The organism is Brucella sp. (assembly GCF_032066345.1).
GTDB lineage: Bacteria > Pseudomonadota > Alphaproteobacteria > Rhizobiales > Rhizobiaceae > Brucella > Brucella pseudogrignonensis.
Map to the genome: position 1 here is coordinate 189,989 of NZ_DAMBKZ010000006.1, position 23,854 is coordinate 213,842.

The window sequence follows — 23,854 nt, forward strand, 5'->3', positions numbered from 1 at the left end:
CCCTAGGCTTGCGTTGGATGATGCATTATCATCGCCAATGGTGCACGAAACGTTGCCATTAAACCGGTTGACCGGTAATCGAGCTCCGACTGACCGGTGCCGCCCAGCCCCAACCGGATCAATCTCGACCCGAATCCGGTCTTGTCGGGTCGGGTAATCAGCGGCCCGAGCCGCTCTTCCCAGACAAGCTTTAAATGCGGATCGCTGCTGTCGCCATCCTGCACGCTCCAGGAAATATGAACCTCTCCCAGATCATTGGAAAGGGCGCCATATTTGAGAGCATTGGTGCCCAGCTCATGCAGCAGCAAGGCGATCGAAAGCCCTGCCTTCGGGCCCAGCGTGGTTGGCGGGCCGCTTAAAAACACCCGTGCTTTGTCCGCGTGAAGATACATTGCCTGCTCAATGACCTGACGCAATTGCGCCGAGGACCAGGACTGCTGCAGCAAAAGTTCATGGGCGCTGCCCAGCGCCTGAATGCGACCGGACAGGGCTTCCACCGCATCTCTTTGGGTGACGCCTTTCAGGGTCTGACCGATCAGCGCGTGCACAATCGCCAAGCTGTTTTTCATCCGATGGCTGAGTTCATGATTGAGAATGCGCTGTTCGGCCTCGGCATGAAATTTGGCGATCGCCGCATAGGTGCGATCGGCAACACCGGCTGCGAAATCGAGCTCTGCCTTGCTCCAGAAATGCGGCCGCTCGTCATGGGCAAACAAGACACCAACCAGCCTGTTATCCTTGATCAGCGGGACTTTGATGAACGAGCGGATATTCAGATCACGATAGATCGCTGCTTCGTCCTGCAGAAAAGCTTCCCCATGGGTGTTGGCCACTGCCACGAGCCGCCCTTCGCCAAGCCGGGCGATCGTTTGTGCGTAATCAGCGCTGTGATGGCTTTCCACCTGTCGCGCCATCCCCGGCTGAACATGCTCATATTCGATTTTGATCGATTGCCCGCCCGTGTCAATGCTGGCATAGCCGCTCCGATCAACGCCCAGGCCCTCACTGAGGATCTCAGACGCAATCCTTGCAATATCGTGCAGCGAGCTCGCAAGGCTGAGCCGATCCCCCAGTGCCAGCAATGCAGCCACCCGGGCATCCTTGCGCTTGGCATCGGTGACATCAATCGCCACCCCCACCATTTTCAGTGGCTTGCCGTGTTCGTCTTCCAGAAACTGGGCTCGCCGTGCAATCCATCGCAGGCGCTGATCCGAGGCCCGTCGAATGCGATATTCGACGTCAAGAACAGCCGATGCGCTGGTGCGGCTTTCGCTTGTGGATGCATGATGACGGTCCTCAGGCAGGATCAGATCCTCAAACAGGCGAGCCGGATAGCTCCTGGCTTCGGCGACGCCATAGATACGGCAGAATTCGCTGGAAACCGTGATCGTGTTGAGACTTGTATCCACCTCAAAAATGCCGACGCCACCCGCAGCCTGCGCGGCCGCATTGCGCTCATCGTCTTGTTTGAGTTGTTCGAGCCTGGCGTCGGTACTGGCGACGCGGACCTGTCTTTTGGAAGAAAGGCGGCGTTCCACCGTCAAATCATAACTGAGCTCGGCAATCCGCCGCCGCAACTCGAGCTGGGAGATCGCCTGACCTGCCAGCACCTTCAACGCAAATTCCTGCTCCTCGCTCAGCGTATTTGCCTGATGTCCCAGTACACAGAGCGTGCCAATCGGATAGCCGTTCTCGGATTTCAGCAGGGCGCCCGCATAAAACCGGATATATGGCTCTCCGGTCACCAGCGGATTGCAGCGAAACCGCGCGTCGCGTGTGGCGTCGGGAACCAGCAGAAAATCCTCTTCGAGAATTGCCTTGGCGCAGAAAGAACTGTCCAAAGGTGTCTCGCGCACCCCCAGTCCGACCTCGGCTTTGAAAAACTGTCGATCACCGGCGATAAAGTTCAGCACGCCAATCGGCGTGCCGCAGATCCTGGCAGCCAGAGCCGCAATATCATCGAATTCCTTCTCCCGTGGCGTGTCGAGAATGTCATAGGTCTGAAGCGCTGCAAGCCGCAGCGCTTCCCTGTTCCGATCATATCGCTTCATCTGATCCATCAAATCTTGCACCGGGGCGTGAACATATTGCGAACATAATAGCGGATAGTCATCCCTATGGATATAGATGAATAAAATATAAAATTATCTCCCAATGTATACTTGTAGACATTGGGAGAAAAATACTTGTTTTTACTTTGTCAGAAGTTTGCCAGTATTGGGGTTCGCACCTCGTTATTCCTGAATAAATGCAAGGATATCCTCGTTAAGGCGCTCCGCTGCAGTTGCAAACAGTCCGTGCGGCTCACCACTATATTCAATCAGTCGTGAGCCTGGGATCCCCTTGGCCGCTGCGCGTGCCGAGGGTTCGATCGGAACCGTATTGTCGTCGGTGCCGTGAATAATCAATGTCGGCATGGTGAAGGCTGCGAGGTCGTTGCGGAAATCGGTCTTGCCAAATGCGTCGATACAGTCATGGGTGGCTTTCGGGCTTGCCATGATGGCCAAAGCAAAGCTCCAGTCGAGCAACGCCTGACTGACCGGGCTGGTGACAAATCCGACCCCGTAAAAGGCCTTTGCGAATGACTGCAAAAACGCAAAGCGATCCTTTCTGACCTGGGATTTCATATCCTCAAAGATCTCGGGCGCCACGCCGTCCGGATTGCTGTCATCCCGCAACAGATAGGGCACTACCGAGGCGACAAGGGCCACTTTTGCCACCCGTTCGCTGCCATGCCTCGAAAGGTAGCGGGCAATCTCGCCGCCGCCCATCGAAAAGCCAACCAGAATGACGTCATTGAGCTGGAGTTTTTCCATGACCGCCGCAAGATCGTCGGCAAAGACATCATAATTATAGCCTTCGGCCGGATGCGACGATTGTCCAAAGCCGCGACGGTCATAGGTGATCACCCGATAGCCTGCCTCAAGCAGCGCCATTGTCTGAAACTCGAACATGTCGCCGGTAAGCGGCCAGCCGTGAATGAGGATTACGGCTCTGCCATGTCCGATATCCTTGACATGAAGATTGGTCTGATCGGCGGTTTGAATGAATGGCATCTCGGGCTCCTTTGCAACCTTCCCTAACAATGCCGGCACCGGCGTTAAGGTTCCTTGGGTTGAATCAGAAACCAGCCCGGTCGGGCTAAAAATCGGGCAATGGTTTGTAAAGGCTCGATGATTGCAGCAAGGCGTGCGCTTTTACGGATGCGGCACTTCTTCGCGCGCGCCTTCTGCAGTTTTACCGCGCCGCGATATCCGCCTTGTTCAAGGTCGAGGACCGCTGATTGCTCTGTTCGGTCGGGCGGATTCCGCTTCGCGCAATGCCTTGAAATAATGGGTCAAAGAGCCTTGGCAACCGGAAAGCCAAAGCAAGCACAATTGCGCTCGGCCGCCTCGGGCAGGGTGGCTAGAATGGCAACAGCCCTTCGACGCCACGTTCGACAGTGCGAAACGCCCCACCGAGCTCGATTTCAGCGCGCGACGATTGGGCAGGCGATCCGGCACAGCTTTCTTAGCGAGGGGGAATGGGGTGTGTGAAAGGACTGTGTTGACGCATAGCTCGGGAGGTCTTAGCTATGTTATGAGCGACACCTGTAACAGACCCATTATCCAACGCCTCGCGGTGATCGCGACCGGCGCTTTGCCCTTGACGCCGCAAAAAAGCCCCTCCTTTTCTCACAGCAAGAAGTGCGTGAAATGCCGCAATCACATCTGTTCAAGCCCATCACGATCCGCAATCTTGAGCTGGAAAACCGGATCACCATCGCGCCCATGTGCACCTATTCGGCCGTCGACGGCTGCATGACCGACTGGCACCTTATTCATCTGGGTCAGCTGGCTCTCTCGGGTGCGGCGCTTTTGACCATCGAAGCGACAGCCATCGTGCCGGAAGGCCGGATCAGCTATGCCGATGTCGGGCTCTATGATGATGCCACCGAAACGGCGATGAAGCGCGTCCTCGACGGACTTCGCGCCTGGACGACGATGCCGATCGCCATCCAGCTTGCCCATGCCGGACGAAAGGCATCAACCGATCTTCCGTGGCTCGGTGGCGGGCAGATCGCTGCGGATCACCCACACGGCTGGCAGCCAGAGGCCCCTTCCGCGGTAGCCTTCAATCCCAAGGACCCGGCGCCGATCGCGCTTTGCCGCGCGCGGATGGATGAAATCCGCGATGCTTTTGTCGCGGCTGCGCGGCGCGCCGCGCGACTTGGTATCGATGCGGTCCAGCTGCACGCCGCGCATGGCTATCTGCTTCATTCCTTCCTGTCGCCGCTCTCCAACCACCGCGATGATGACTATGGCGGCAGCCTTGAAAATCGGATGCGGTTTCCGCTGGAAGTCTTCGATGCGGTGCGGGCGGTGTTTCCGCAGGAAAAGGCCGTTTCGGTGCGGGTCTCGGCGACCGACTGGACGCAAGGCGGCTGGACGCTCGATGACACCATTGCCTTCGCTCAGGCGCTGGAACAGCGCGGCTGCGATGCGCTCAATGTTTCAACCGGCGGATTGCATATCACGCAGGATATTCCACTTGCGCCGAGCTATCAGGTGCCTTTTGCACGCCGGATCAGGGAAGCCGTCACCATGCCGGTTGTCGCGGTTGGCCTGATCACCGAGCCCGCGCAGGCGGAGGCGATTATTGCCACCGGCGATGCCGACCTGATCGGTCTGGCAAGAACCATCCTCTACGACCCGCGATGGCCATGGCATGCAGCCGCAGCCCTTGGAGCAACAGTCACGGCAGCCCCGCAATATCTGCGCAGCCAGCCCGCGACCCTCAAGGCTCTGTTCAAGACCTGATGGATCGACCATGCGCCAAAAGCCGGTGATCCTGCGGTGGAGCACCCCACCGATATCGATTACCGGTGAGCCGCAACGCCCTTTCTGACTATGTCGGGCGATGCCTGAAGCAAGCCGCAGGCAGATGCAAGGCCAGATCTTTCAACGCAGCCGGGCCCAAGGCGCGCCGCCTTAAATGCGTGGATGTCAAAAGCCAGGTTTTATGGTATTTGTTGGGGGCTGATCATCGACATTTGGAGGAGATTGAGATGAGAACGGCTATCTATGGCGCATTGATGACATCTGTCATCGCCCTTTCTTTGACAGCTTGCACCACCGATGAAAGGCGAACGGCCGGCTATGGCGTCGGCGGCGCTGCAGTTGGAGCGCTGGCTGGTGGCGCAATCGGTGGCAATGCACGGGGCGCACTCACAGGCGCGGCGATCGGTGCTGCTGCCGGAACATTGGTTGGTGTTGCGCAGACCCGCAATGGCGTGCAGTATTGCCGCTACCGGGACCATAACGGCCGCGTTTTCGAAGCCCGCTGCCGCTAGGTCGCCAAACCGTCTCTGACATGATCTCTCGCCAGCCTGGATGATAATCTGCTGGCAGTTGCCTTTTATTGAGCTGCATAAAATCGTCGATCCCACATGAAGGATAAAATGATGTGGCGCGTTTTTTTCATCACCCTGCTCATGATGGTCTTTGTTTGTTCTGACGCGGTCATTGCTCCCGCGCCGGCCTTTGCTCAGGGACGCTCCGTGCAGGTCGGAACCACCATCAATCAAGGTCACCGCATCGGTTGTAGCCAGGGCAGCAGATTGTTGCGCATGCGAGGGTTTCATACCGTCCGCACCCTTGACTGTCGTGGCAGCCATTTCCTTTATCGGGCAACCCGGTTGGGGCGGAGCTATGACATCACGATCAGGGCACGTGATGGACGCATCACCCATTCACGCCCGTTCAGAGTGCGCCGCTGATGCACCTGCTTGGCGGCAGGTCGACAGGGTGCGAGCATGACGTGAGCCCGTCATTGACACGGGATCAATGGGGGCCTGCGCCTGATGGGTGCTTTCGCGCGGGCGCGCGCAGTTTGTTTGCGCGGCGATTGCCCGGACATGCAATCGCGCGCTCAACCCCAACAGCCACGCTCGACGCAGGGGACGCCGTTTGTACCAGCGCATGATTGCTGCTATTTTTTTGCTGATCGTCAGCGGCTGCGCCGGCAACCGCGCGGTCACCGGGCTTGATCACCCCGCGCCACAGGACCAGAGCGGTGCTGTGGTTTCGCTCAATATTGCAAGCGTGCGGCAACGCGATGACCAGCCGTCGGTCGCCTACTCGCGCGCACGCGCCCCGGCGCTCAATCTATCGAGGATCCGCGTGCATGTCCCGCCCGCTCATCGTCCCGGTAACGTCGAGACATCCTCAGTGCGTCCCGATCCTCAAATCCATTTCCGCGCCTCCGATTACCAGCCCATTGCCGACCGGGCGGCAATGATCCGCACGCTCAATCAGCAATTGTCCGAACGTGCGCCAGAGCAGCGCGAAATCTTCATTTTCGTGCACGGCTATAATAACAACTTTGCCGAGGGCCTGTTTCGCAACGCCCAGATCGTGCATGATTACGGCGTCAATTCGGTTCCCATCCACTTCGCCTGGGCCTCGGCTGCATCCTTCACCCGCTATCTCTATGATCGTGACAGCGCCATCATCGCGCGCAGCGGATTGGTCGAAACTTTGGAAATCGCAGCCCAGACAAAAGCCAGGGGCATTGTGATTGTCGGACACTCGATGGGTGCGGTGGTGGTGATGGAAGCGTTGCGAACATTGGCGATTGGCAAACGCCACGACGTGCTGACGCGCATAAACGGTGTGCTGCTGGCCGCAGCCGATATTGACCCTGATCTGTTCCGTGCCCAGGTCGAGGACATCGATGAATTGCCGCAGCCCTTCACGATAGTGGTGTCGCGCCGTGACCGCGCACTCGATATATCCCGGCGACTGGCGGGTGGCGCAGCCCGTATCGGCAGCGGCTTTGATATTGCCTTCCTGCAAAACAAGAATATTCAGGTGCTCGATATTTCCCAGGTAGACCGTGGTGGTCACAGCCTGTTTGCAAGCTCCAACACCCTGATCAAACTGCTGGGATCGGGCTTTCTGCTGCGGCGCCTCATCACCGACGAATATGCGGGTTTGGATGACAGTTTCGTTGCCGCCGGGCAGGGGGCTTTCGAACAGGCCTCGCTCGCCCTGCATCTGCCGGTGCGCGTGATCGATCGCCTGCAGAGCCGCTAGCGCGACAGGCCACCATCCTCGATAATGAAGTCGATGACCCGATCAAGTCCGCTGCCGCGCGTAAGATCGGTGAAGCCGAAGGGTCTGCCGGTGCGCATCCGTTCCGCGTCGGCCTGCATCACATCGAGATCCACATGCACATAGGGCGCGAGATCGCTCTTGTTGATGATAAGAAAGTCCGATCGCGTGATGCCAGGGCCGCCCTTGCGCGGGATTTCCTCGCCCTGGCAGACCGAAATCACATAAAGGGTGAGATCCGCAAGATCCGGCGAGAACGTGGCTGCGAGATTGTCACCACCCGACTCGATGAACACAATATCGAGATCCGGGAATTTCCGGTTCATCTCGGCAATGGCCTGCAGGTTGATCGATGCATCCTCCCGGATCGCCGTATGCGGACAGCCACCGGTTTCCACGCCTAAAATTCGGTCCTCCGACAAAGCCTGGCTCCTTGCCAGGATCATGGCATCCTCCTTGGTGTAGATGTCGTTTGTGATCACCGCGATCGAATATTGCGCACGCAGTGCCTTGCAGAGATGTTCGGTCAAGGTCGTCTTGCCAGAGCCAACCGGTCCGCCAATTCCAATGCGCAATGGTCCATTGTTCGAAGCCATCAAAGCTTTCCTCCCAAGACAAATTGACAGGCACTACCGCGATTGCTCATGCTCATGCTCATGCTCATGCTCATGCTCATGCTCATGTTCTTGACTGTGGCTGTGACTATCGGCGTGACTGTGTGGATGACCAGGGCCATCGCCCCGACTGTGATCATGACTGTGATCGTGCCTATGATGGTCATGACTGGCGTGGCCGGAATAGGCACCGCGCAGCGGATTGAACGGTGCCAGAATCTCGGTGACTTGAGCCCCCAGTCCCTCCAGCATGGTCTTGATGACATGATCGCGCAGGATCAAGATCCGTTCAGGCGAAATCTCGGCTGGAAGATGTCTGTTGCCGATGTGCCAGGCAAGCTCACTCAGCGCCTTGTCACTTGAGGCAGTGATCGCATAAAGCGCTTCATCCATGGCCTCGATCAACACCAGGGCGCCATCCTCAAGAATGAGCGCGTCGCCGCTTTTCAGAACAACGGGCTCCGGCAGATCAAAGAAAATCCGGTTTCCATCCGTTAGTTCAACAGCTTTGCGACGCAGATGCCGCCCATCATGGGCAAGGATCAGCCTGCCGGTTACCGCCATGCCCTCGTCCCGACTGAGTTCGGAACCAGGTCGGATCGCTGTCACTTTGCGCATAGGTCCTCCACTAACTTCAAAGTGTTACGAGAAGAAGACAAGACTTAATCAGGACCAAACAATTCCCGATACAGGCACAGGCCCTTTTATAATTAAGCTTGTAGAAGACAAATTGTCGAGTTATTGTCTTTCAACTTTAGCTTTTTTAGCATTTTCTTGCCGGATATCCCCATCGCATCGAAGTTCTTAAGCTCCATGGGAGTAGCAGTCGTTGATGAGCAAAGGGTGGCATGCCGAGCTCGAGCTGTGGTTCGAGCACAAAATCTCCTCCACCCGGCTCGTTCGGCGGCGGCATGTGGGTCCGCTTGCTGTGCAACGTCCGTTCTACCCGGAAGCCGATGGCAGCGCGCATGTCTATCTCCTGCATCCGCCCGGTGGGGTCGCCGCCGGCGATATCCTCTCGATCAATTGCCATCTGGCCGATCGCTCCAGAACTGTGCTGACGACGCCGGGCGCCACCAAGTTTTATTGTTCGCAACAGCAAAGAAGTACTCAGTCGACCCACATCGCGGTCGGGGCGGGCGGCATATGCGAATATCTCCCGCAGGAAACCATTGTCTTCAACGGCGCCCGCGCCGCAATCAACACCAGGGTCAACCTGACCGGCGATGCACGTTACCTGGGATGGGATATTGTCTGCCTGGGCAGGCCTGCCTGCGACGAGCGCTTTAAGCAAGGCGAAATCCGCCAGCGTCTTGAAATCTTTCGCAATCAAAAACCGATCTGGTTCGAGCAGTTCTCTCTGAAGGGCGGCGACGCGGCCTTTGACGCCGCCTTCGCCTTCAATTTCCAACCCATTCTCGCAACTCTGGTCTATGCCGGAGAGGCCGATGCGGACGCGGTTGATCGCATCAGGGCGGCACAATCGGGCCCATGCGCAAGCCTGTTCTCGGTCAGCCGGCTCGATCGGGTGATCGTCTGTCGCTACCTTGGGGGACGCATGTCGGAGGCCAAGCAGCTGTTGCGACAGGCATGGGAAGTCCTGCGGGAAGCGGGCCTCGGCAAGGTGGCCGCCCCACCCAGGATCTGGGCCACATAAATCAGTTTGTTTGGAGAGGGTAAGCCGATGGAATTACTGCCACGCGAAAAGGATAAACTGCTGATCTTTACCGCAGCACTGGTTGCCGAGCGCCGCAAGGCAAGGGGACTGAAGCTCAACTATCCGGAAGTCGTGGCCTATATTTCGGCCGAAATCCTGGAGGGGGCAAGAGACGGCAGAACCGTTGCGGAACTGATGTCGTTTGGTGCGACGCTCCTCACCCGCGATGACGTGATGGAGGGCGTGGCCGAGATGATCCATGACATCCAGGTCGAAGCGACTTTCCCGGATGGAACCAAACTCGTCACCGTCCATAACCCCATTCCCTAGGAGGGTCGCATGATACCCGGAGAATATTTCATCGAAGACGGGTCGATCACGCTCAATGCGGGTCGCGAAACCCGCAGCCTGCGGGTCGAGAATAAAGGTGACAGACCGATCCAGGTCGGCTCGCACTATCATTTCTACGAAACCAACGAGGCGCTGATCTTTGAGCGTGAAACCACACGCGGATTCCGGCTCAATATCCCGGCCGGCACTGCGGTGCGTTTTGAACCCGGACAGGATCGGGTGGTCGAACTGGTGGCGCTCGACGGCGCTCGAGAGGTCTATGGCTTCAATGCCCGGGTCAATGGCAAGCTCTAGGAGGGACAGATGGGAAGCATTTCCAGGCAGGCCTATGCCGAACTTTACGGTCCCACCACCGGCGATCGACTGCGTCTGGCGGATACCGAACTGATCATCGAGATCGAGGAAGACCGCTGCATCTATGGCGAGGAAGTCACCTTCGGAGGCGGCAAGGTCATTCGTGACGGAATGGGCCAGGGGCAACGTCCCGCAGCCGAGACCGCCGATCTGGTCATTACCAATGTGATCATTCTGGATTATTGGGGGATCATCAAGGCCGATGTGGGTATCAAGAATGGTCGCATTAGCGGGATCGGCAAGGCCGGCAATCCCGACATTCAACCCGGTGTTGATATTGTGATCGGTCCCGGTACCGATGTGATTGCCGGTGAAGGCAAGATCCTCACCGCCGGTGCCATCGACACCCATATTCATTTCATCGCCCCGCAACAGGCAGAGGAAGCGCTGGCCAGCGGAACCACCACTCTGGTGGGGGGCGGCGCCGGTCCCACTGTGGGAACACTGGCCACCACCGTTACCGCCGGCCCCTGGGCGATCCACCGCATGCTTGAGGCCATCGAAGCGCTGCCCATCAATGTCGGCCTGCTTGGCAAAGGCAATGCGAGCATGCCCGAGCCCTTGCGTGAACAGATCCGGGCCGGGGCGGTCGGTCTCAAGCTGCATGAGGACTGGGGGACCACACCGGCTGCGATCGACACCTGTCTGACCGTCGCCGATGAGGAAGATATTCAGGTGGCCCTGCACAGCGATACGCTCAATGAGAGCGGCTTTGTCAAGGACACTTTCGCTGCCATGAAAGGCCGCACCATCCATAGCTTTCATACCGAAGGTGCCGGTGGCGGTCATGCCCCCGACATCATCACAGCGGCGGGGGAGGAGAATATCCTTCCCTCCTCCACCAATCCAACCCGTCCCTATACGATCAACACGGTTGATGAACATCTCGACATGCTGATGGTCTGCCATCACCTCAGTCCGAAGATTCCCGAGGACGTGGCCTTCGCGGAATCCCGGATCAGACGCGAGACCATCGCCGCCGAGGATATTCTTCATGATCTCGGTGTCTTCTCAATGATGTCATCGGACTCCCAGGCCATGGGCCGGATCGGCGAAACCACCCTGCGCTGCTGGCAGACTGCCCATAAAATGAAGGTCCAGCGCGGCCCGCTTCATCCCGACAGCAGCCGCAATGATAATTTTCGCGCCAAGCGCTATATCGCGAAATACACCATCAATCCGGCCATCACCCATGGTTTCGCCCATGAAATCGGGTCTGTGGCGGTCGGAAAAAGAGCCGACCTCGTGTTGTGGAAGCCCGAATTCTTCGGGGTGAAGCCGAGCCTGGTCATGCTGGGCGGGATGATTGCAATGGCACCGATGGGCGATCCCAACGCCTCCATCTCCACGCCGCAGCCGGTTCACTACCGGCCGATGTATGGGATCATGGGCCGGGCCATCGGCTCGACCGGCGTCACCTTCGTGTCCAAGGCCGCGCTCGATGACGGGATTGGCGAAAAGCTCAAGCTGCAAAAACAGCTGGTCGCGGTCAAGGGAATAAGGACAATCCGCAAGAAGGACATGATCCACAATGGCCTGACGCCAAAACTGGAGGTCGACCCGCAAAATTATCAGGTGCGGGTCGATGGAGAACTGATCAGCTGCGAACCGGCTGACGTGTTGCCGATGGCCCAGCGCTATTTTCTGTTCTAGCAAAGGGGACAGGAGGAAGAGGGGAATACCCTATGCCCGTTTCAAATGTGACTGACCATCCTTCCCTGCGCTTTGTTGACTGGACCTTGCGCGGCATCTCCCAGGTTGTGTTTCAGAATAATCCGCTCTCGGGCCTGATCATTTTGCTCGGCATCCTGTTCAATTCCTGGATCTACGCCGTGATCTGCCTTTCAGGCGTCATGGCCAGCACGCTGACCGCCCTGCTGCTCAAAGCCGACAGGGCGCTTATTCGCGACGGGCTTTATGGCTTTAATGGCTGTCTGGTCGCTCTGGCGCTTGTCGCCTTCACCAGCGCGGATTTTCAAACGGGTGCCTTGCCGTCCCCGGCCATGGCGGTTTATCTGCTCTGCGGCGCTGCCTTTTCCACCATGGCCTTTGCAGCCATTGCAACGGTGATGGCACCCTATAAGGTCGCCCCGCTGACCATGCCCTTCGTCCTGGTTGGCTGGCTGCTGCTGTTTGCCGTCCTTAAATTTGATGCCATCGATGCCGGTCCGATGGCAAAGCCCGTCTCTCCGGAACAATTCTCCTACGCCGCTCCCTATCTGTTGCCTACCTGGTATATGGGGATCGGAACCGCGATCGGGCAGATCTTCTTCCAGGATAACTGGATCACCGGCTACATCATCCTATGCGCCATCGCCGTCAATTCCCGCATTTCCGCAATGATGGGGCTGTTGGGTGCCGGCACCGGTGCTCTGGTGGCCGCTCTTTTCGGGGGGCCGGAAGGCGCCATTCGCGATGGCCTGTTCGGCTATAATGCCGCGCTCACCGCCATGGCCCTGGGCGGTTTCTTTCTCGTGCTGAACTGGGGCAGCTTTCTCTATGCACTCTTTGGTGCTGTCATCGCCACCTGGCTCTGGGCTTCGGTTGCAATCTTTCTCAAGCCGATTGGCATGCCAGTCCTCACCTCGACATTCGTTATCGTCACCTGGATCATGCTTTTGGGGCAATATGCCTTCAAAGCGCTGATACCGGTGCTGCCGGCCGAGGCAACCACACCAGAGCAAAATCGCACGGCCTATCGCAACGCCAGCCGCTCAGGAACGGAATAGCCGGCTATATTGGGTTTCATGCCAGGCACTGGCCATCGCCAGTACCGGCGCCACATTGCCAATATCCTCATCGCTTATGGTCGCAGCCTTCTGCGCCGCAGTCTCAATAGCATCAATGGCGGCAATGAGAATCCGCTGACCCGCCGTATGGCCGAGTGGTACCAGGCGGATCGCAGCCGTCACCTGACTTTCCACCACCGCCCACATCAGACCCCGCAACGCATCAAATGCGGTGATATTCCATTGATGGGCAGCAAGCGCAAAGGCTGCCGGATAACTCACATGGCCACTCAAGCTCAAGCGCTCCGCCCCGCCGTCGTTCAAACTGTGCAGCAGTGACAATAAGGATTCCGCCATTCGCCGGTCTTCCAGTTCCAGCTCATGGCTTTCGCGACTGGCGCCAAGCCAGTCATTCAAGCGCTCGAATTCGGCCTGGTCCTGTCGCTGCAAGGCCTGCATCATCCGCCAGAACAGCGCACCATCAAGCGTCGCGTAGCTGTGTTTGAGCAGCCCGATGATCCAGGCGGCGCAGCTTTTTTCATCCGTGACGATTTCTGCGTGCACTGCCCATTCCAGTCCACGCGAATAGGAAAAGCCCCCCACCGGCTGGTTGGGGCTTACCAGCCGCAGCAGATGCAGCGCCGAGGTGGGCGACAGACCATGGCGCGCGTCTGCCTCATGGCTACTCTCAGCGCCACGCTCCAGACCGGTTGAGGCGTCGGGTTGCCGTCGCGCAAAAGTCGGGGAAACGACGCGCACCTTATCCAATGGCCAGATAAACCCCGCTCAACGCGGCCAGTGAACCGGCAATGCGGACGGCAAGCTGCCCGGTTCTTCCCTTTGCCAGACTGCCAAGCGCAAGACCGACCGCAATACCTGCTGAATGCAGCAGGGCGGTGGCAAGCGCGAAGCCGGTTGCATAGGAGAAGAAACTGGCGCTGCCGATTTCGCCGCCATGGGCAAACCCATGGAAAAATGCGAAAAAGCCAACAATCAGTGCGGCATTGCGCGTTGAAGCATGAAAGGCCAGCGCCACCAGAAGTCCTATCACAATGACCGAGGCGAGAATGACCGGTTCCACATAAGGCAGCGGCAATCCCGAAAGCGCTGCCACAAAGCCCACAACCATCACGCCGACAAAACTCAACGGCACCGCATAAAGCGCGCGTCCACCCAGCATCGCCGCCCATAGACCCACCGCCACCATCGCCAGAATATGGTCCGCGCCGGTCAGCGGATGGGTGAAGCCGGCGGCAAACGAGCCATGTTCCGCAGGGTTCAAATGCGCGAATGCAGGCGTGCTTGTCACCATGAACAAAAGAGTTGCATAAACCGAAGAGCTTTTCATTGTCGCGTCCTTTCGACAAAAGAGCACAGGTTAGAACGAACCAAACATCGATCCCAGGATGAAGACAGCGGCCAGCGAAATGATCACCCCGACAATCACCGTCATCACCATGTCAAAATAGCTCGAGGCATGGGTCTGCTTGCTGATCTGCAACAGCAACAGCACGGTACCGTTATGCGGCAATGCATCCAGCGTTCCGGCACTGATCACCGTCAGGCGATGCATCAATGCCGGATCAATGCCATATTGGTTGGCAAGCTGCATATATTGCTCGCCCAGCGCATTGAGCGCGATCGCCATACCGCCCGAAGCCGTGCCTGTTAAAGCTGCCAGCGCGTTCATGGCGACCACCAGTGATACCAGCGGGCCGCCGGGGACCTCAAGTACCGCATCGCGCACCAGCGTGAAAGCCGGCATGGCAGCAACCACCGCGCCAAAGCCAACAAGACTGGCAATCGTCAGGATCGGCAGAACCGAGGAATTGGCACCGGCATCCAAGCTTTCTCGAATGGCCTTCAAACGGGTGAAATTGGCGATGATCAGGGTGATGATCGCAGCGGCAAGCGCAATCAGCACCGCCCATAGCCCGATCGCCGAAGAGACGTCAATTCCCCAGGGCGGTTGGCTCAGGAAGGAAAAATCCAGCCGCGGGAGAATGATCAGCGCCATCAGGAAATTGACGACAATCACCACCAGAAGCGGCAGCAGCGCCACAAAGAAGGAGGGCTTGTCGGTGGCGCGGACGCCATGGTCAAGCTCGGCCGGATCGAAGTCCCCGGTCAGGGTGGATTGTTCCCTGAGTTTCTCGGTGATTTCCACCTCGTTTGGCTCATCAACATAGTTTTCGCCCGCCAGCCGCGCCCGCGCTTCCGCGCGCTGCAACCACCACATGCCAAAGGCCAGCGTGATGATGGAGGCAATGATCCCCAATCCCGGCGCGGCAAAGGTCGTGGTGCCAAAATAGGGCATCGGGATGGCATTGTTGGTCGAGGGCGTGCCCGGCATCGCCGACATGGTGAAGGTGAAGGCGCCAAGGCCAATCGCTGCCGGCATCAGTCGCGCCGGTATATTGGCCGCCTTGAACATCTCCCGCGCCATCGGAACCAGCACGAAAAACGCGACAAACACACTCACCCCGCCATAGGTCACCACGGCCGAAGCGAGCACCACCGAAAGCATCGTACGCTTCACGCCAAGCCGCTCTGTCAGCGAATGGGCGATCGCGGTGATCGATCCGCTGTCATCCATCAGCTTGCCAAAAATACCGCCCAGCAAAAACAATGGAAACCAGCGTGCGACAAAATTCGCCGTCCCGGACATGAAGGTGGTGGTCCAGTTCGCCAGCAGCGGCTCGCCGGAAATCAGCGCCGCCAGCAGGGCTGCCGCCGGCGCAAGCATCAATACGCTCCAACCGCGATAGGCAAACCACATAAGAAGAACGAGGCCGAGTAATATTCCGAGCAAACCCATATTATCTGACCCCTCAGTCGATACTGGTAAGAATGCCTGCGAAATTTCCTTCATAAAACAACTTTAATTTGGAGAATACAAGCATCATAATGAAACGATATTTGTGACAGCGCTGTTATTGCTCGAATAAAGTCGCAATCAACTGTTGAGTCCCAAGTCCTCGCAGCCATTCGTGAAGTCGGAGCAACCATGGATTCTTTTCTGCTGCCACAAGCCGTGGACTTGACCGGCCGCAGGCAGCGAGCCGTCGCAGCCCTGCCTTTCGCTCTCGTGTCCTGTCCATACCGCAACGCCCAGCGGGCAATCAGGCCCGGGCGCCACGCTCCAATAAAAGAAGCGCTTTGATGACGGAAATTCTCGCACTGCAATCCATCATGCTCAATCTTTGTCTGGCACTGCTGCTCGGATCGGCCATCGGGCTGGAACGCCAGTTGCGGCAACGCCATTCCGGACTGGTCACCCATGGCCTGGTGGCGCTGGGGGCTGCCGCTTATGCCTCTCTCCCGCATGCGCTGGGCATCGTTGCCGATCCGCGCATGGGCGCCCAGGTGGTCACCGGTATCGGCTTTCTGGGGGCCGGTCTCATCATCAAGGATGGGGCCAGCATCAAGGGCCTGAGCACGGCAGCGACCATTTGGAGTACCGGCGCCGTCGGCGTGCTCACCGGCTATGGCTTCTGGTTTCTGGCGATCGAGACCGCATTTTTCATTGTCTGCCTCAATCTCTCGCTGCCCAAGATCGGCACGCTGGTGGACCGCTATTCCTTCGTCACACCGCAGAGCGAACAATATTACCGGGTTCGGTTCCGCTGTCCGCCTGAAAGCGAAATCGCGGTGCGCGCCTTGCTGATCCAGGCGCTGGATCTGAAAAAACTGCGCTTTCACGCCATTCGCAGCCATCGTCTGGAAGGCAGTGATGACATGGAAGTCGAGGCAACTCTGTTCACCGACAAAGAACAGGATGCCGCTGTGGAGGCGCTGGTTGCCCAGTTAAGCTTGCGTTCAAGCATAATTTCGACCAGCTGGGTAAAACTTGATGAGAGTGACTGGCCGCATCAGCATTAACTTTGCCAATATTATGCTCTGTACTCTCAAATACAAACGTGCTCATATGAGCAGACCATCACATATTGCCAGCAAGCAGTCAGTCCGTTTTCAACCCTGTGAGGATTGAGGGATGAATGTTCCCCAATTGCTGAAAATGCAACGCAGGACCGTTGAGCAGCGCAAATGGCGCGGCTTCCTGCTGCTGGGCATGCTGCTGCTGCTGGGCGGGGTGGCCTGCCTGCTCTTGCCGGTCTTTTCGGAATTTGCGGCCAGCACGGTGTTTGGACTGGTGCTTGTGGCGATCGGCGTTATCAAGATCATCCAGTCCTTGTGGGTGAAGAGCTGGGCCGGATTTGTCTGGCAGGAATTGTCCGGCGCCGTAGAGCTGGTCGGTGGTATCATGATCTGTCTTAATCCGCTCAAGGGCGCGCTGGCAATTACGCTTCTGATCGCCATTGTGGTTTTTGTTCATGGCTTTCTTCAGATCGCCATGTCGTTGAAAATCCGACCCGAGAGCGGATGGTGGTGGTTCACCTTGTCGGGGATCATCGCCTGGATGGCCAGTGCCGCGCTTGTTCTCAAATGGCCGCTGATCCGCGAGCTGCCTTCGGGGTCGATCGCAGGCATTGCCCTGCTGATCGCCGGCATCGCTTATGTGGGAATTGCCTTTACGACCAGAAATGCGTGACTGAACACCCACCATCTTGAGGGAGATCCGGCGGTGAAAAGGGCTCTGGTTTATCGAAATCTGAAGGGGGCCCTGCTTCTGGCGGTTCTCATCATGGCATCGGCCACCGCAGGCAAGGCGCAACAGCCGCCAGCCGAGCCAGCACCCGCTGTTGTTGTCGAGACCGTCGCTATCGCCCCTGCTGCGGCACCGCAACGGTTCAACGGACAAATCGAAGCCATTGAGGCGGTCGATATTCAGGCGCGTATCACCGGCTTTCTCAAAGCCAAGGCCTTCGAACAGGGTGCGCGCATCAAGACCGGTGATCTGCTTTTTGAGATCGAACCCGATGCGTTGCAGGCGGCGCTCACGCTGGCGCAGGCGCAGCTCGCGCGCGCAACCGCCAATCAGAACGCCACCCGCCAGACGCTGCAGCGCACCAGAACGCTCGCCAATCGCAATACCGCCTCGCAGGCGGCGCTCGATGACGCACAGGCCGCCTTCGATATTGCGAGCGCCGACGTCAAGGGCGCGGAGGCCAATCTCAACACGGCCCGACTGAACCTGTCCTACACCCAGATCCGCTCACCGATCGATGGCACCATTGGCCGCTCGCTGGTGACGGTTGGCAATCTCGTTGGTCCAGGCAGCGGAGCGCTTGCGCGCATTGTGCAGCTCGATCCGGTGCGTGTGGTGTTTTCTGTCACCGACCGGGCCCTTGTCAGCCTGCGCCAGCAGGAAGCCGCCGGACAGACCATCACGCCGCAACAGTTCAAGCTGAGCCTTGTTCTTGCCAATGGCAGCACCTATCCGCAGCGTGGAACCATCCAGTTCATCGACAATGAGGTCAGTACCCAGACCGGAACCGTGGCCGTGCGTGCGCTGTTTGCCAATCCAGATCAGATCCTCGTACCGGGTCAGGTAGTCGCTGTTCAGCTTCTTGATGAAGCCATCGGTGAGCTTCCCGTCGTTCCGATGGCGGCAGTGTTGCAGGATCGTCAAGGCAAATATGTCTTCGTGCTCGGTCAAGACAACAGGGTGTCGCGACGCCCAATTGTCACCGGTGCCCGCATCGGCAATCGCTGGGCCGTCACAAGCGGCGTCAAGGCAGGCGAACAGATCATCACGCAAGGACTGCAACGCATTGCCGATCAGCAGCTGGTCTCACCGCGCGAAGCCAATGATAACGAAGGGGCGGAACAATGATTTCCGAGACCTTCATCCGCCGTAGCCGCCTTGCCATCGTTATTTCAATCCTGATCTCGATTGCCGGTGCCATTGCGATCTTTGCTCTGCCCATCCAGCAATATCCGCAGATCTCGCCCCCTACCGTTACCGTCTCCGCCTTCTATCCCGGTGCCAGTGCCGAAGTCATCGCCGATGTGGTGGGCGGCCCGCTCGAAACCGCCATCAATGGCGTGGATGACATGATGTATATGTCATCCACCAGTTCCAATGCCGGACAATATGCGCTTTCGGTGACGTTTGAAGTGGGTACCGATCCGGAACTCGCCCAGATCAATGTGCAAAATCGCGCGCAGCTGGCGATCTCGCGCCTGCCTGCCGCCGTCGCCCAACAGGGCGTGTCGGTGCGCGCCCGCTCGCCGGACTTCGTGCTCGGTATCGCGTTTTATTCCCCCGATGACAGCCTCAACGCCCTCGAGATCACCAATTTTACCACCACAACCATCGTTGATGCGATTTCGCGGGTGGCCGGGGTCGGTGAGGCAAGCGTGGTGGGGGCTTCCGAATATTCGATGCGGGTGTGGCTCAACCCTCAAAGAATGGAGGCACTTGGCATATCGGTTGATGAGGTTTCAGCCGCAATCCAGCGCCAGAATATCCAGGCGACGCTCGGCCAGGCGGGGGCGCCGCCGATGCGGGAGGCCACCGAACTGCAATATACGCTGGTCGCGGAAGGCCGCCTGCGCGATGCCGAGGAATTCGGCGCCATCGTCATTCGTACCGGCGCAGACGGAGCCAAAGTTTTCCTGCGCGATATTGCACGGCTGGAACTGGGTGCCCGCAATTACGCATCCACCGCAAGTTTTGCCGGCCATCAATCGGCGATGCTGCAGATCAATCAGGCCCCGGGTGCCAATGCGATCGACACCGCCCGGGCCGTTGAGGCAGAGCTTGAGCGTCTGTCGGCACGCTTTCCAGCCGGCCTGCAATATCATGTGGTCTATGATGCAACGCGCTTCGTCAAGGCCAGTCTGCAACTCACCACGCGAACGCTTCTGGAAGCCTTCCTGATCGTTCTCGCCGTCACATTCGTGTTTCTGCAGGACTGGCGCGCCACCCTGATTTCCGCCCTTGCCATCCCCGTCTCGATGCTCGGGGCCATCGCGGTGCTTTTGGCGCTCGGCTATTCGCTCAATATGATATCGCTGCTCGCCCTCGTCCTGGCGATCGGACTGGTGGTGGATGACGCCATTCTGGTGGTCGAAAATGTCAAACATGTGCTTGATGATGCACCGCAAATCAGCGTCATCGACGCCACCCGCACGGCCATGCGCCAGATCACCGGTCCCATTATTTCCACAACGCTGGTGCTGCTCGCGGTCGTGACCCCGACAGCTTTTCTGGAGGGAATTGGCGGGCAGCTTTATCGCCAGTTCGCTGTCACCATTTCATCAGCCCTCATCATCTCATCCTTTGTCGGTCTCACACTCAGTCCGGCACTCGCGGCGCTGCTGCTCAGACGCGATCAGACCGGTTTTAAACGCGGGCCGTTTGCCTGGTTTACCCGCTTCATGGAACGCACCCGCGATGGTTATGGTCATCTTGTCGGGCTGACAGTCAGACACTGGTATATCCCGCTTGCCGGCATTGTTGCCTGCTTTGCCGGCGCCTATCTGCTGTTTGCCAATCTGCCGGCAACGTTTCTGCCCGACGAGGATCAGGGCGCGCTGTTTGTGGATATTCAGCTGCCCAGTGCCGCATCGCTTGAACGAACCAATCGGATTGTCGAGGATGTGCGCAAAGTGCTCAGCGAGACTGCGGGTGTTGCAGACGTCATTACCGTGTCAGGCTTCAGCATCCTGCAATCCACCAGCACGCCCAATGGTGCCATGGCGGTTGCAGCCCTTGCCCCCTGGGAGGAACGCGAGACCCGGGCCCTGCAGCTCAACAGCATTATCGCCTCCCTGCGTAGCCAGTTCATGCAGATCCCGGGGGCCAATGTCGCAGTCTTCGCGCCGCCGGCCATTGCCGGCATCGGTTCGGTTGGCGGTCTCGATTTCCGCCTGCAGGCCCTGCAGGGCCAACCACCCGAGGATATCGCACAGGTCACCAGCGCTCTGCTTGGCTATATCAACCGGCAAGCGGCTATCGGTGGGGCGGCAACCACTTTCAACGCCAATGTGCCGCAAATCTATGTCGATGTGGACCGGGCGCGCGCCGAGGCGCTTGGCCTGAGCGTCTCCGATATCTATGCCGCCATCGGTGCCAATTTCGGCTCCCGCTACGTCAATGATTTCACGCTCAATGGACGGGTGTTCCAGGTCAATCTGCAGGCGGATTCCGACTTTCGCGCTCATGCGGAAGATATTCTCAAGCTTCATGTCAGAAATCGCACTGGAACCCTGGTCCCGCTGCGCGGTGTGGTGTCACTGACCACCGTGTTGGCACCCTTCGTCATCACACGGTACAATCTCTCCGTCTCCGCCCAGATCAATGCCCTGCCTGCCCCCACCGCCAGCAGCGGCGAGGCGATGAGCGCAATGGCGGATGTTGCGGCAACCGCGCTTCCCGATGGCTATGGCTATGAATGGTCCGGCCTGTCGTTTCAGGAAAATCGCAGCAGTGGCCAGGAGGCTCTGGTTTTTGCGCTCGCCTTCCTGTTCGCCTATCTGTTTCTTGTGGCGCAATATGAAAGCTGGAGTCTGCCGCTGGTGGTTATCGTGTCATTGGGCGCAGCTCTGCTGGGCGCCGTCGCCGCCCTCAGCCTGTTTGGACTGCAAAACAGCCTCTATGTCCAGATCGCGCTGGTGTTGTTGATCGGTCTCGCCGCCAAGAATGCCATTCTCATCGTGGAATTTGCCAAGGAAAAACGCGAGAGCGGCCTGAGTGCCGGTGAGGCCGCCCGGCTGGGCGCTGAACAGCGTTTTCGTGCGGTGATGATGACCGCCGTCTCCTTCATCCTCGGGATTTTGCCGCTCGTTCTGTCCTCAGGCGCCGGCGCCGGCGCACGCCAGGCCGTCGGTGTCACGATTTTCGGGGGCATGGTCGCCGCAACCACCATCGGCCTGCTGCTGACGCCGGGCATTTATTTCCTGGTGCAGCGGCTGAGCGAAGCCGTCAGCAAAGCCGAACCTGCGCTAAAATCGGACAATCCCTAAGGCTGTCATGGGTGCCCGTCGTGACTGGGATTGCGTAAATCTGGAGCCCCGAAACTCTGGGAGGATAACACTCTTGGCCGATGAACCTGAGGCCGATGAAACTGGGCCGATGAAACTGGGAGGGCACGGGGATTTTGGGGGGAGGACCAGGGGTCAGGATCAGGGTGCAGGCCTGCCATCGCGCAAGCGAGCAAAGCTTGCGCCACCACGCGCAATTATCGCGCATCAAGCGCTGCCTGATCTTAAGCGCTGTGCTTCCTTACTCACGCTGCGATGCGGCGCTGACAAGCAGGCGCCGACTGGCCCTTGCTCTGACAATATTGTGCCCATCAAGGCTGCGGATGCATTTCCTATAGTTTCAAAATAGAATAGTTCCAATAATCTAAAAGTATTATTCAATATATTTCCAATCGCTTCGTTATATGGACTTGATTAATGAAAATTACCGCTAGATAATTTTAATTGAAATCGAGGCTTGGAGGCACGGATGCATTGGCTTCACTCAATATTTCAGCAGGCTCCGGAAATAGCGCTGTTCCTGTCGCTGGCAGGCGGCTACGCTATCGGCAAGATAAATTTCGGCAAGTTTCAGCTTGGTGGGGTTGCTGGTGCATTGCTCGTCGCGGTGCTCATCAGCCAGGTCGGCGTTGAGATTGATGATGGTGTGAAGGCCATTCTCTTCGCATTGTTCATTTACGCTGTCGGCTTTGAAAGCGGGCCGCAATTCTTTCGCTCGCTGGGACGGCAATCCATCCGCGAAATCGCAATGGCTGCGGTGCTGGCGATCAGCGGGCTTGCGACCGTGGTCATCATGGCCCGGATCTTCGGTCTCGACAAGGGCATCGCTGCCGGCATTGCTGCCGGTGGGCTCACCCAGTCGGCAATCATTGGCACGGCAAGTGCCGCCATTTCAAAATTGGGGGTTGCCGCCGAGGAAGCGCAGCGGCTCCAGGCAAATGTTGCCGTGGGCTATGCTGTGACTTATATTTTCGGCTCTTTCGGCGCGATCATTATCTGCGTGAACCTGCTGCCCAGGATCATGGGCCGGACTATCCGCGATGATGCGATCAAGGCGGAAGCCGCACTCCTGTCCGGTCTCAGGGTTTTGGGGCAGGGGGAAAGCGATGCCGCACCCGATCTGGTCGGCCGTATTTACCGCGTAAAAGAGGCAGGCGGGAAGACAGTTGCCCAGAGCGAGGCACTTGTCGGACGTGATAGTCCCATTACGATCGAACGGGTGAAACGGGCAGGCAAGATCATCGGCGTGACGCCCGATCTCACGCTTGAGGACGGGGATGTCATCCTCGTTGTCGGGCGCCGCAAGGGCGTTGTTGCGTCGGGTGGGAAAATCGGAACGGAATTACAATCCTCCGACGGGATGGATGTGGTCGTAGCGCTTCATGATGTGACGATCACCTCTCATGACTATATTGGCAAGACCGTCGCAGCCATCAGAGACGGGATCAGCCCTGATCTGCGCCATGGTGTCTATGTTGTGGGTGTCAAACGCGCAGACAAGCCTTTACCACTCCGTCCGGACACCGTGATACAGGCCGGCGACGTTGTCTCCCTTTATGGTACCCAGCAGGATCTGCAACGCGCCGCACAATCCATCGGCCCCGTCCTGGTCGCAAGCAACAAGACCGACTTCGTGTTTCATGGCCTGGGGATTGCGCTTGGCCTGCTGATCGGGCTTGCGGTTATTCGCCTCGGCTCGATTCCCCTGACTTTGGGAAGTGGTGGCGGCGCGCTGCTGTCGGGATTGCTGTTTGGCTGGTATCGCAGTCGCAACATGACCATCGGCAATATGCCAAGCGGTGCATCGACCCTGCTGCGCGATCTTGGCCTTGCCGGCTTTGTTGCGGTTGTCGGCCTGCAGTCGGGCCTGCAAGCGGTGCAGACCATCATGAGCAGCGGCTTGACGATTTTTCTCGTCGGCATGGTGGTCACCATCCTTCCCTTGATCATCACGCTGTTTTTTGGGCTCTATGTGCTCAAATACGATAATGTGGCGATATTTGCCGGGGCACTTTCCGGATCGCGCAGCGCAAATCCAGCCTTTGGCGAAGTGCTCGACAAGGCAGGAAATTCCATTCCCACCACCCCGTTCGCAATCACCTATGCGCTGGCCAATGTCTTCCTGACATTGCTCGGACCGCTGGTTGTGGCTTTTTCATGAGG

Annotated in this window: 21 protein-coding genes; 14 read left to right on the forward strand and 7 right to left on the reverse strand. The window is 58.2% G+C overall.

The annotated features are described in order from the left end of the window. Positions 1-2: 2 nt before the first annotated feature. Both RT142_RS10245 and RT142_RS10250 read right to left on the reverse strand, forming a co-directional pair. The gene (locus RT142_RS10245) at positions 3-2,060 is read right to left on the reverse strand and encodes a GAF domain-containing protein (RefSeq protein ID WP_171380309.1); all 2,058 of its coding nucleotides are present in this window, start codon (positions 2,058-2,060) and stop codon (positions 3-5) included. Positions 2,061-2,234: 174 nt separating this feature from the next. Continuing rightward, positions 2,235-3,056, reverse strand: a complete 822-nt coding sequence (locus RT142_RS10250; RefSeq protein ID WP_171380308.1) for an alpha/beta fold hydrolase — start codon at positions 3,054-3,056, stop codon at positions 2,235-2,237. A 639-nt stretch (positions 3,057-3,695) separates the two neighbouring features. Between RT142_RS10250 and RT142_RS10255 the strand changes: the two genes are divergently transcribed. The 4 genes from RT142_RS10255 to RT142_RS10270 all read left to right on the forward strand — a co-directional run bounded on the left by RT142_RS10255 (position 3,696) and on the right by RT142_RS10270 (position 7,076). After that, positions 3,696-4,799: an NADH:flavin oxidoreductase/NADH oxidase gene (locus RT142_RS10255; RefSeq protein WP_171380307.1), complete on the forward strand. Its 1,104-nt coding sequence runs from the start codon at positions 3,696-3,698 to the stop codon at positions 4,797-4,799. Positions 4,800-5,047: 248 nt separating this feature from the next. After that, positions 5,048-5,332 carry a glycine zipper domain-containing protein gene (locus RT142_RS10260; protein ID WP_113500265.1) on the forward strand — a complete coding sequence of 95 codons (285 nt, stop codon included), beginning with the start codon at positions 5,048-5,050 and terminating at the stop codon, positions 5,330-5,332. Between the two features lie 96 nt (positions 5,333-5,428). Next, positions 5,429-5,758, forward strand: a complete 330-nt coding sequence (locus tag RT142_RS10265) for a hypothetical protein (RefSeq protein WP_235972531.1) — start codon at positions 5,429-5,431, stop codon at positions 5,756-5,758. A 190-nt stretch (positions 5,759-5,948) separates the two neighbouring features. After that, a complete protein-coding gene (locus RT142_RS10270; protein WP_171380306.1) occupies positions 5,949-7,076 on the forward strand; it encodes an alpha/beta hydrolase in 1,128 nt (375 codons plus the stop codon). Here RT142_RS10270 and ureG read toward each other — a convergent pair. Both ureG and RT142_RS10280 read right to left on the reverse strand, forming a co-directional pair. Next, entirely contained in the window at positions 7,073-7,690 is a 618-nt protein-coding gene (ureG, locus tag RT142_RS10275; RefSeq protein ID WP_313028498.1) for an urease accessory protein UreG, read from the reverse strand. The two genes, RT142_RS10270 and ureG, sit on opposite strands and share 4 nt — an antisense overlap. A 33-nt stretch (positions 7,691-7,723) precedes the next feature. Then, entirely contained in the window at positions 7,724-8,326 is a 603-nt protein-coding gene (locus RT142_RS10280; protein ID WP_064322814.1) for an urease accessory protein UreE, read from the reverse strand. A gap of 214 nt (positions 8,327-8,540) precedes the next feature. Between RT142_RS10280 and RT142_RS10285 the strand changes: the two genes are divergently transcribed. The 5 genes from RT142_RS10285 to RT142_RS10305 are packed head-to-tail and all read left to right on the forward strand — an operon-like array spanning position 8,541 to position 12,799. Continuing rightward, positions 8,541-9,365 carry an urease accessory protein UreD gene (locus RT142_RS10285; protein WP_064322813.1) on the forward strand — a complete coding sequence of 275 codons (825 nt, stop codon included), beginning with the start codon at positions 8,541-8,543 and terminating at the stop codon, positions 9,363-9,365. Positions 9,366-9,392: 27 nt separating this feature from the next. Continuing rightward, the gene (gene ureA, locus RT142_RS10290) at positions 9,393-9,695 is read left to right on the forward strand and encodes an urease subunit gamma (protein WP_007880740.1); all 303 of its coding nucleotides are present in this window, start codon (positions 9,393-9,395) and stop codon (positions 9,693-9,695) included. Between the two features lie 9 nt (positions 9,696-9,704). After that, positions 9,705-10,010: an urease subunit beta gene (locus tag RT142_RS10295; RefSeq protein WP_064322812.1), complete on the forward strand. Its 306-nt coding sequence runs from the start codon at positions 9,705-9,707 to the stop codon at positions 10,008-10,010. A 9-nt stretch (positions 10,011-10,019) separates the two neighbouring features. Continuing rightward, positions 10,020-11,723 (forward strand): urease subunit alpha, encoded by a 1,704-nt coding sequence (gene ureC / locus RT142_RS10300; protein WP_064322811.1) that lies wholly within the window; start codon positions 10,020-10,022, stop codon positions 11,721-11,723. A 32-nt stretch (positions 11,724-11,755) separates the two neighbouring features. Then, complete coding sequence (locus RT142_RS10305; RefSeq protein WP_171380305.1) at positions 11,756-12,799, forward strand: urea transporter; 1,044 nt, start codon at positions 11,756-11,758, stop codon at positions 12,797-12,799. Here RT142_RS10305 and RT142_RS10310 read toward each other — a convergent pair. The 3 genes from RT142_RS10310 to RT142_RS10320 all read right to left on the reverse strand — a co-directional run bounded on the left by RT142_RS10310 (position 12,785) and on the right by RT142_RS10320 (position 15,617). Next, positions 12,785-13,456, reverse strand: a complete 672-nt coding sequence (locus tag RT142_RS10310; protein WP_064323247.1) for an urease accessory protein UreF — start codon at positions 13,454-13,456, stop codon at positions 12,785-12,787. The genes RT142_RS10305 and RT142_RS10310 overlap by 15 nt on opposite strands. Before the next feature lie 103 nt (positions 13,457-13,559). After that, a complete protein-coding gene (locus tag RT142_RS10315; RefSeq protein ID WP_064322809.1) occupies positions 13,560-14,147 on the reverse strand; it encodes a HupE/UreJ family protein in 588 nt (195 codons plus the stop codon). A gap of 30 nt (positions 14,148-14,177) precedes the next feature. Continuing rightward, positions 14,178-15,617 carry a GntP family permease gene (locus RT142_RS10320; protein ID WP_171380303.1) on the reverse strand — a complete coding sequence of 480 codons (1,440 nt, stop codon included), beginning with the start codon at positions 15,615-15,617 and terminating at the stop codon, positions 14,178-14,180. A gap of 344 nt (positions 15,618-15,961) precedes the next feature. On the opposite strand from RT142_RS10320, the gene RT142_RS10325 reads away from it, so the two are divergent. From RT142_RS10325 to aspT, 5 genes are all read left to right on the forward strand, one after another. After that, entirely contained in the window at positions 15,962-16,681 is a 720-nt protein-coding gene (locus tag RT142_RS10325; protein ID WP_171380302.1) for an MgtC/SapB family protein, read from the forward strand. Positions 16,682-16,793: 112 nt separating this feature from the next. Next, positions 16,794-17,351 (forward strand): HdeD family acid-resistance protein, encoded by a 558-nt coding sequence (locus RT142_RS10330; RefSeq protein ID WP_171380301.1) that lies wholly within the window; start codon positions 16,794-16,796, stop codon positions 17,349-17,351. Positions 17,352-17,384: 33 nt separating this feature from the next. Then, positions 17,385-18,536 carry an efflux RND transporter periplasmic adaptor subunit gene (locus tag RT142_RS10335; protein ID WP_171380300.1) on the forward strand — a complete coding sequence of 384 codons (1,152 nt, stop codon included), beginning with the start codon at positions 17,385-17,387 and terminating at the stop codon, positions 18,534-18,536. Then, entirely contained in the window at positions 18,533-21,673 is a 3,141-nt protein-coding gene (locus tag RT142_RS10340; protein WP_313028504.1) for an efflux RND transporter permease subunit, read from the forward strand. Before RT142_RS10335 ends, RT142_RS10340 begins: the two co-directional genes overlap by 4 nt. 487 nt (positions 21,674-22,160) lie before the next feature. After that, positions 22,161-23,852, forward strand: coding sequence for an aspartate-alanine antiporter (gene aspT / locus RT142_RS10345; RefSeq protein WP_171380298.1), 1,692 nt, complete (start codon positions 22,161-22,163; stop codon positions 23,850-23,852). Positions 23,853-23,854 lie beyond the last annotated feature (2 nt).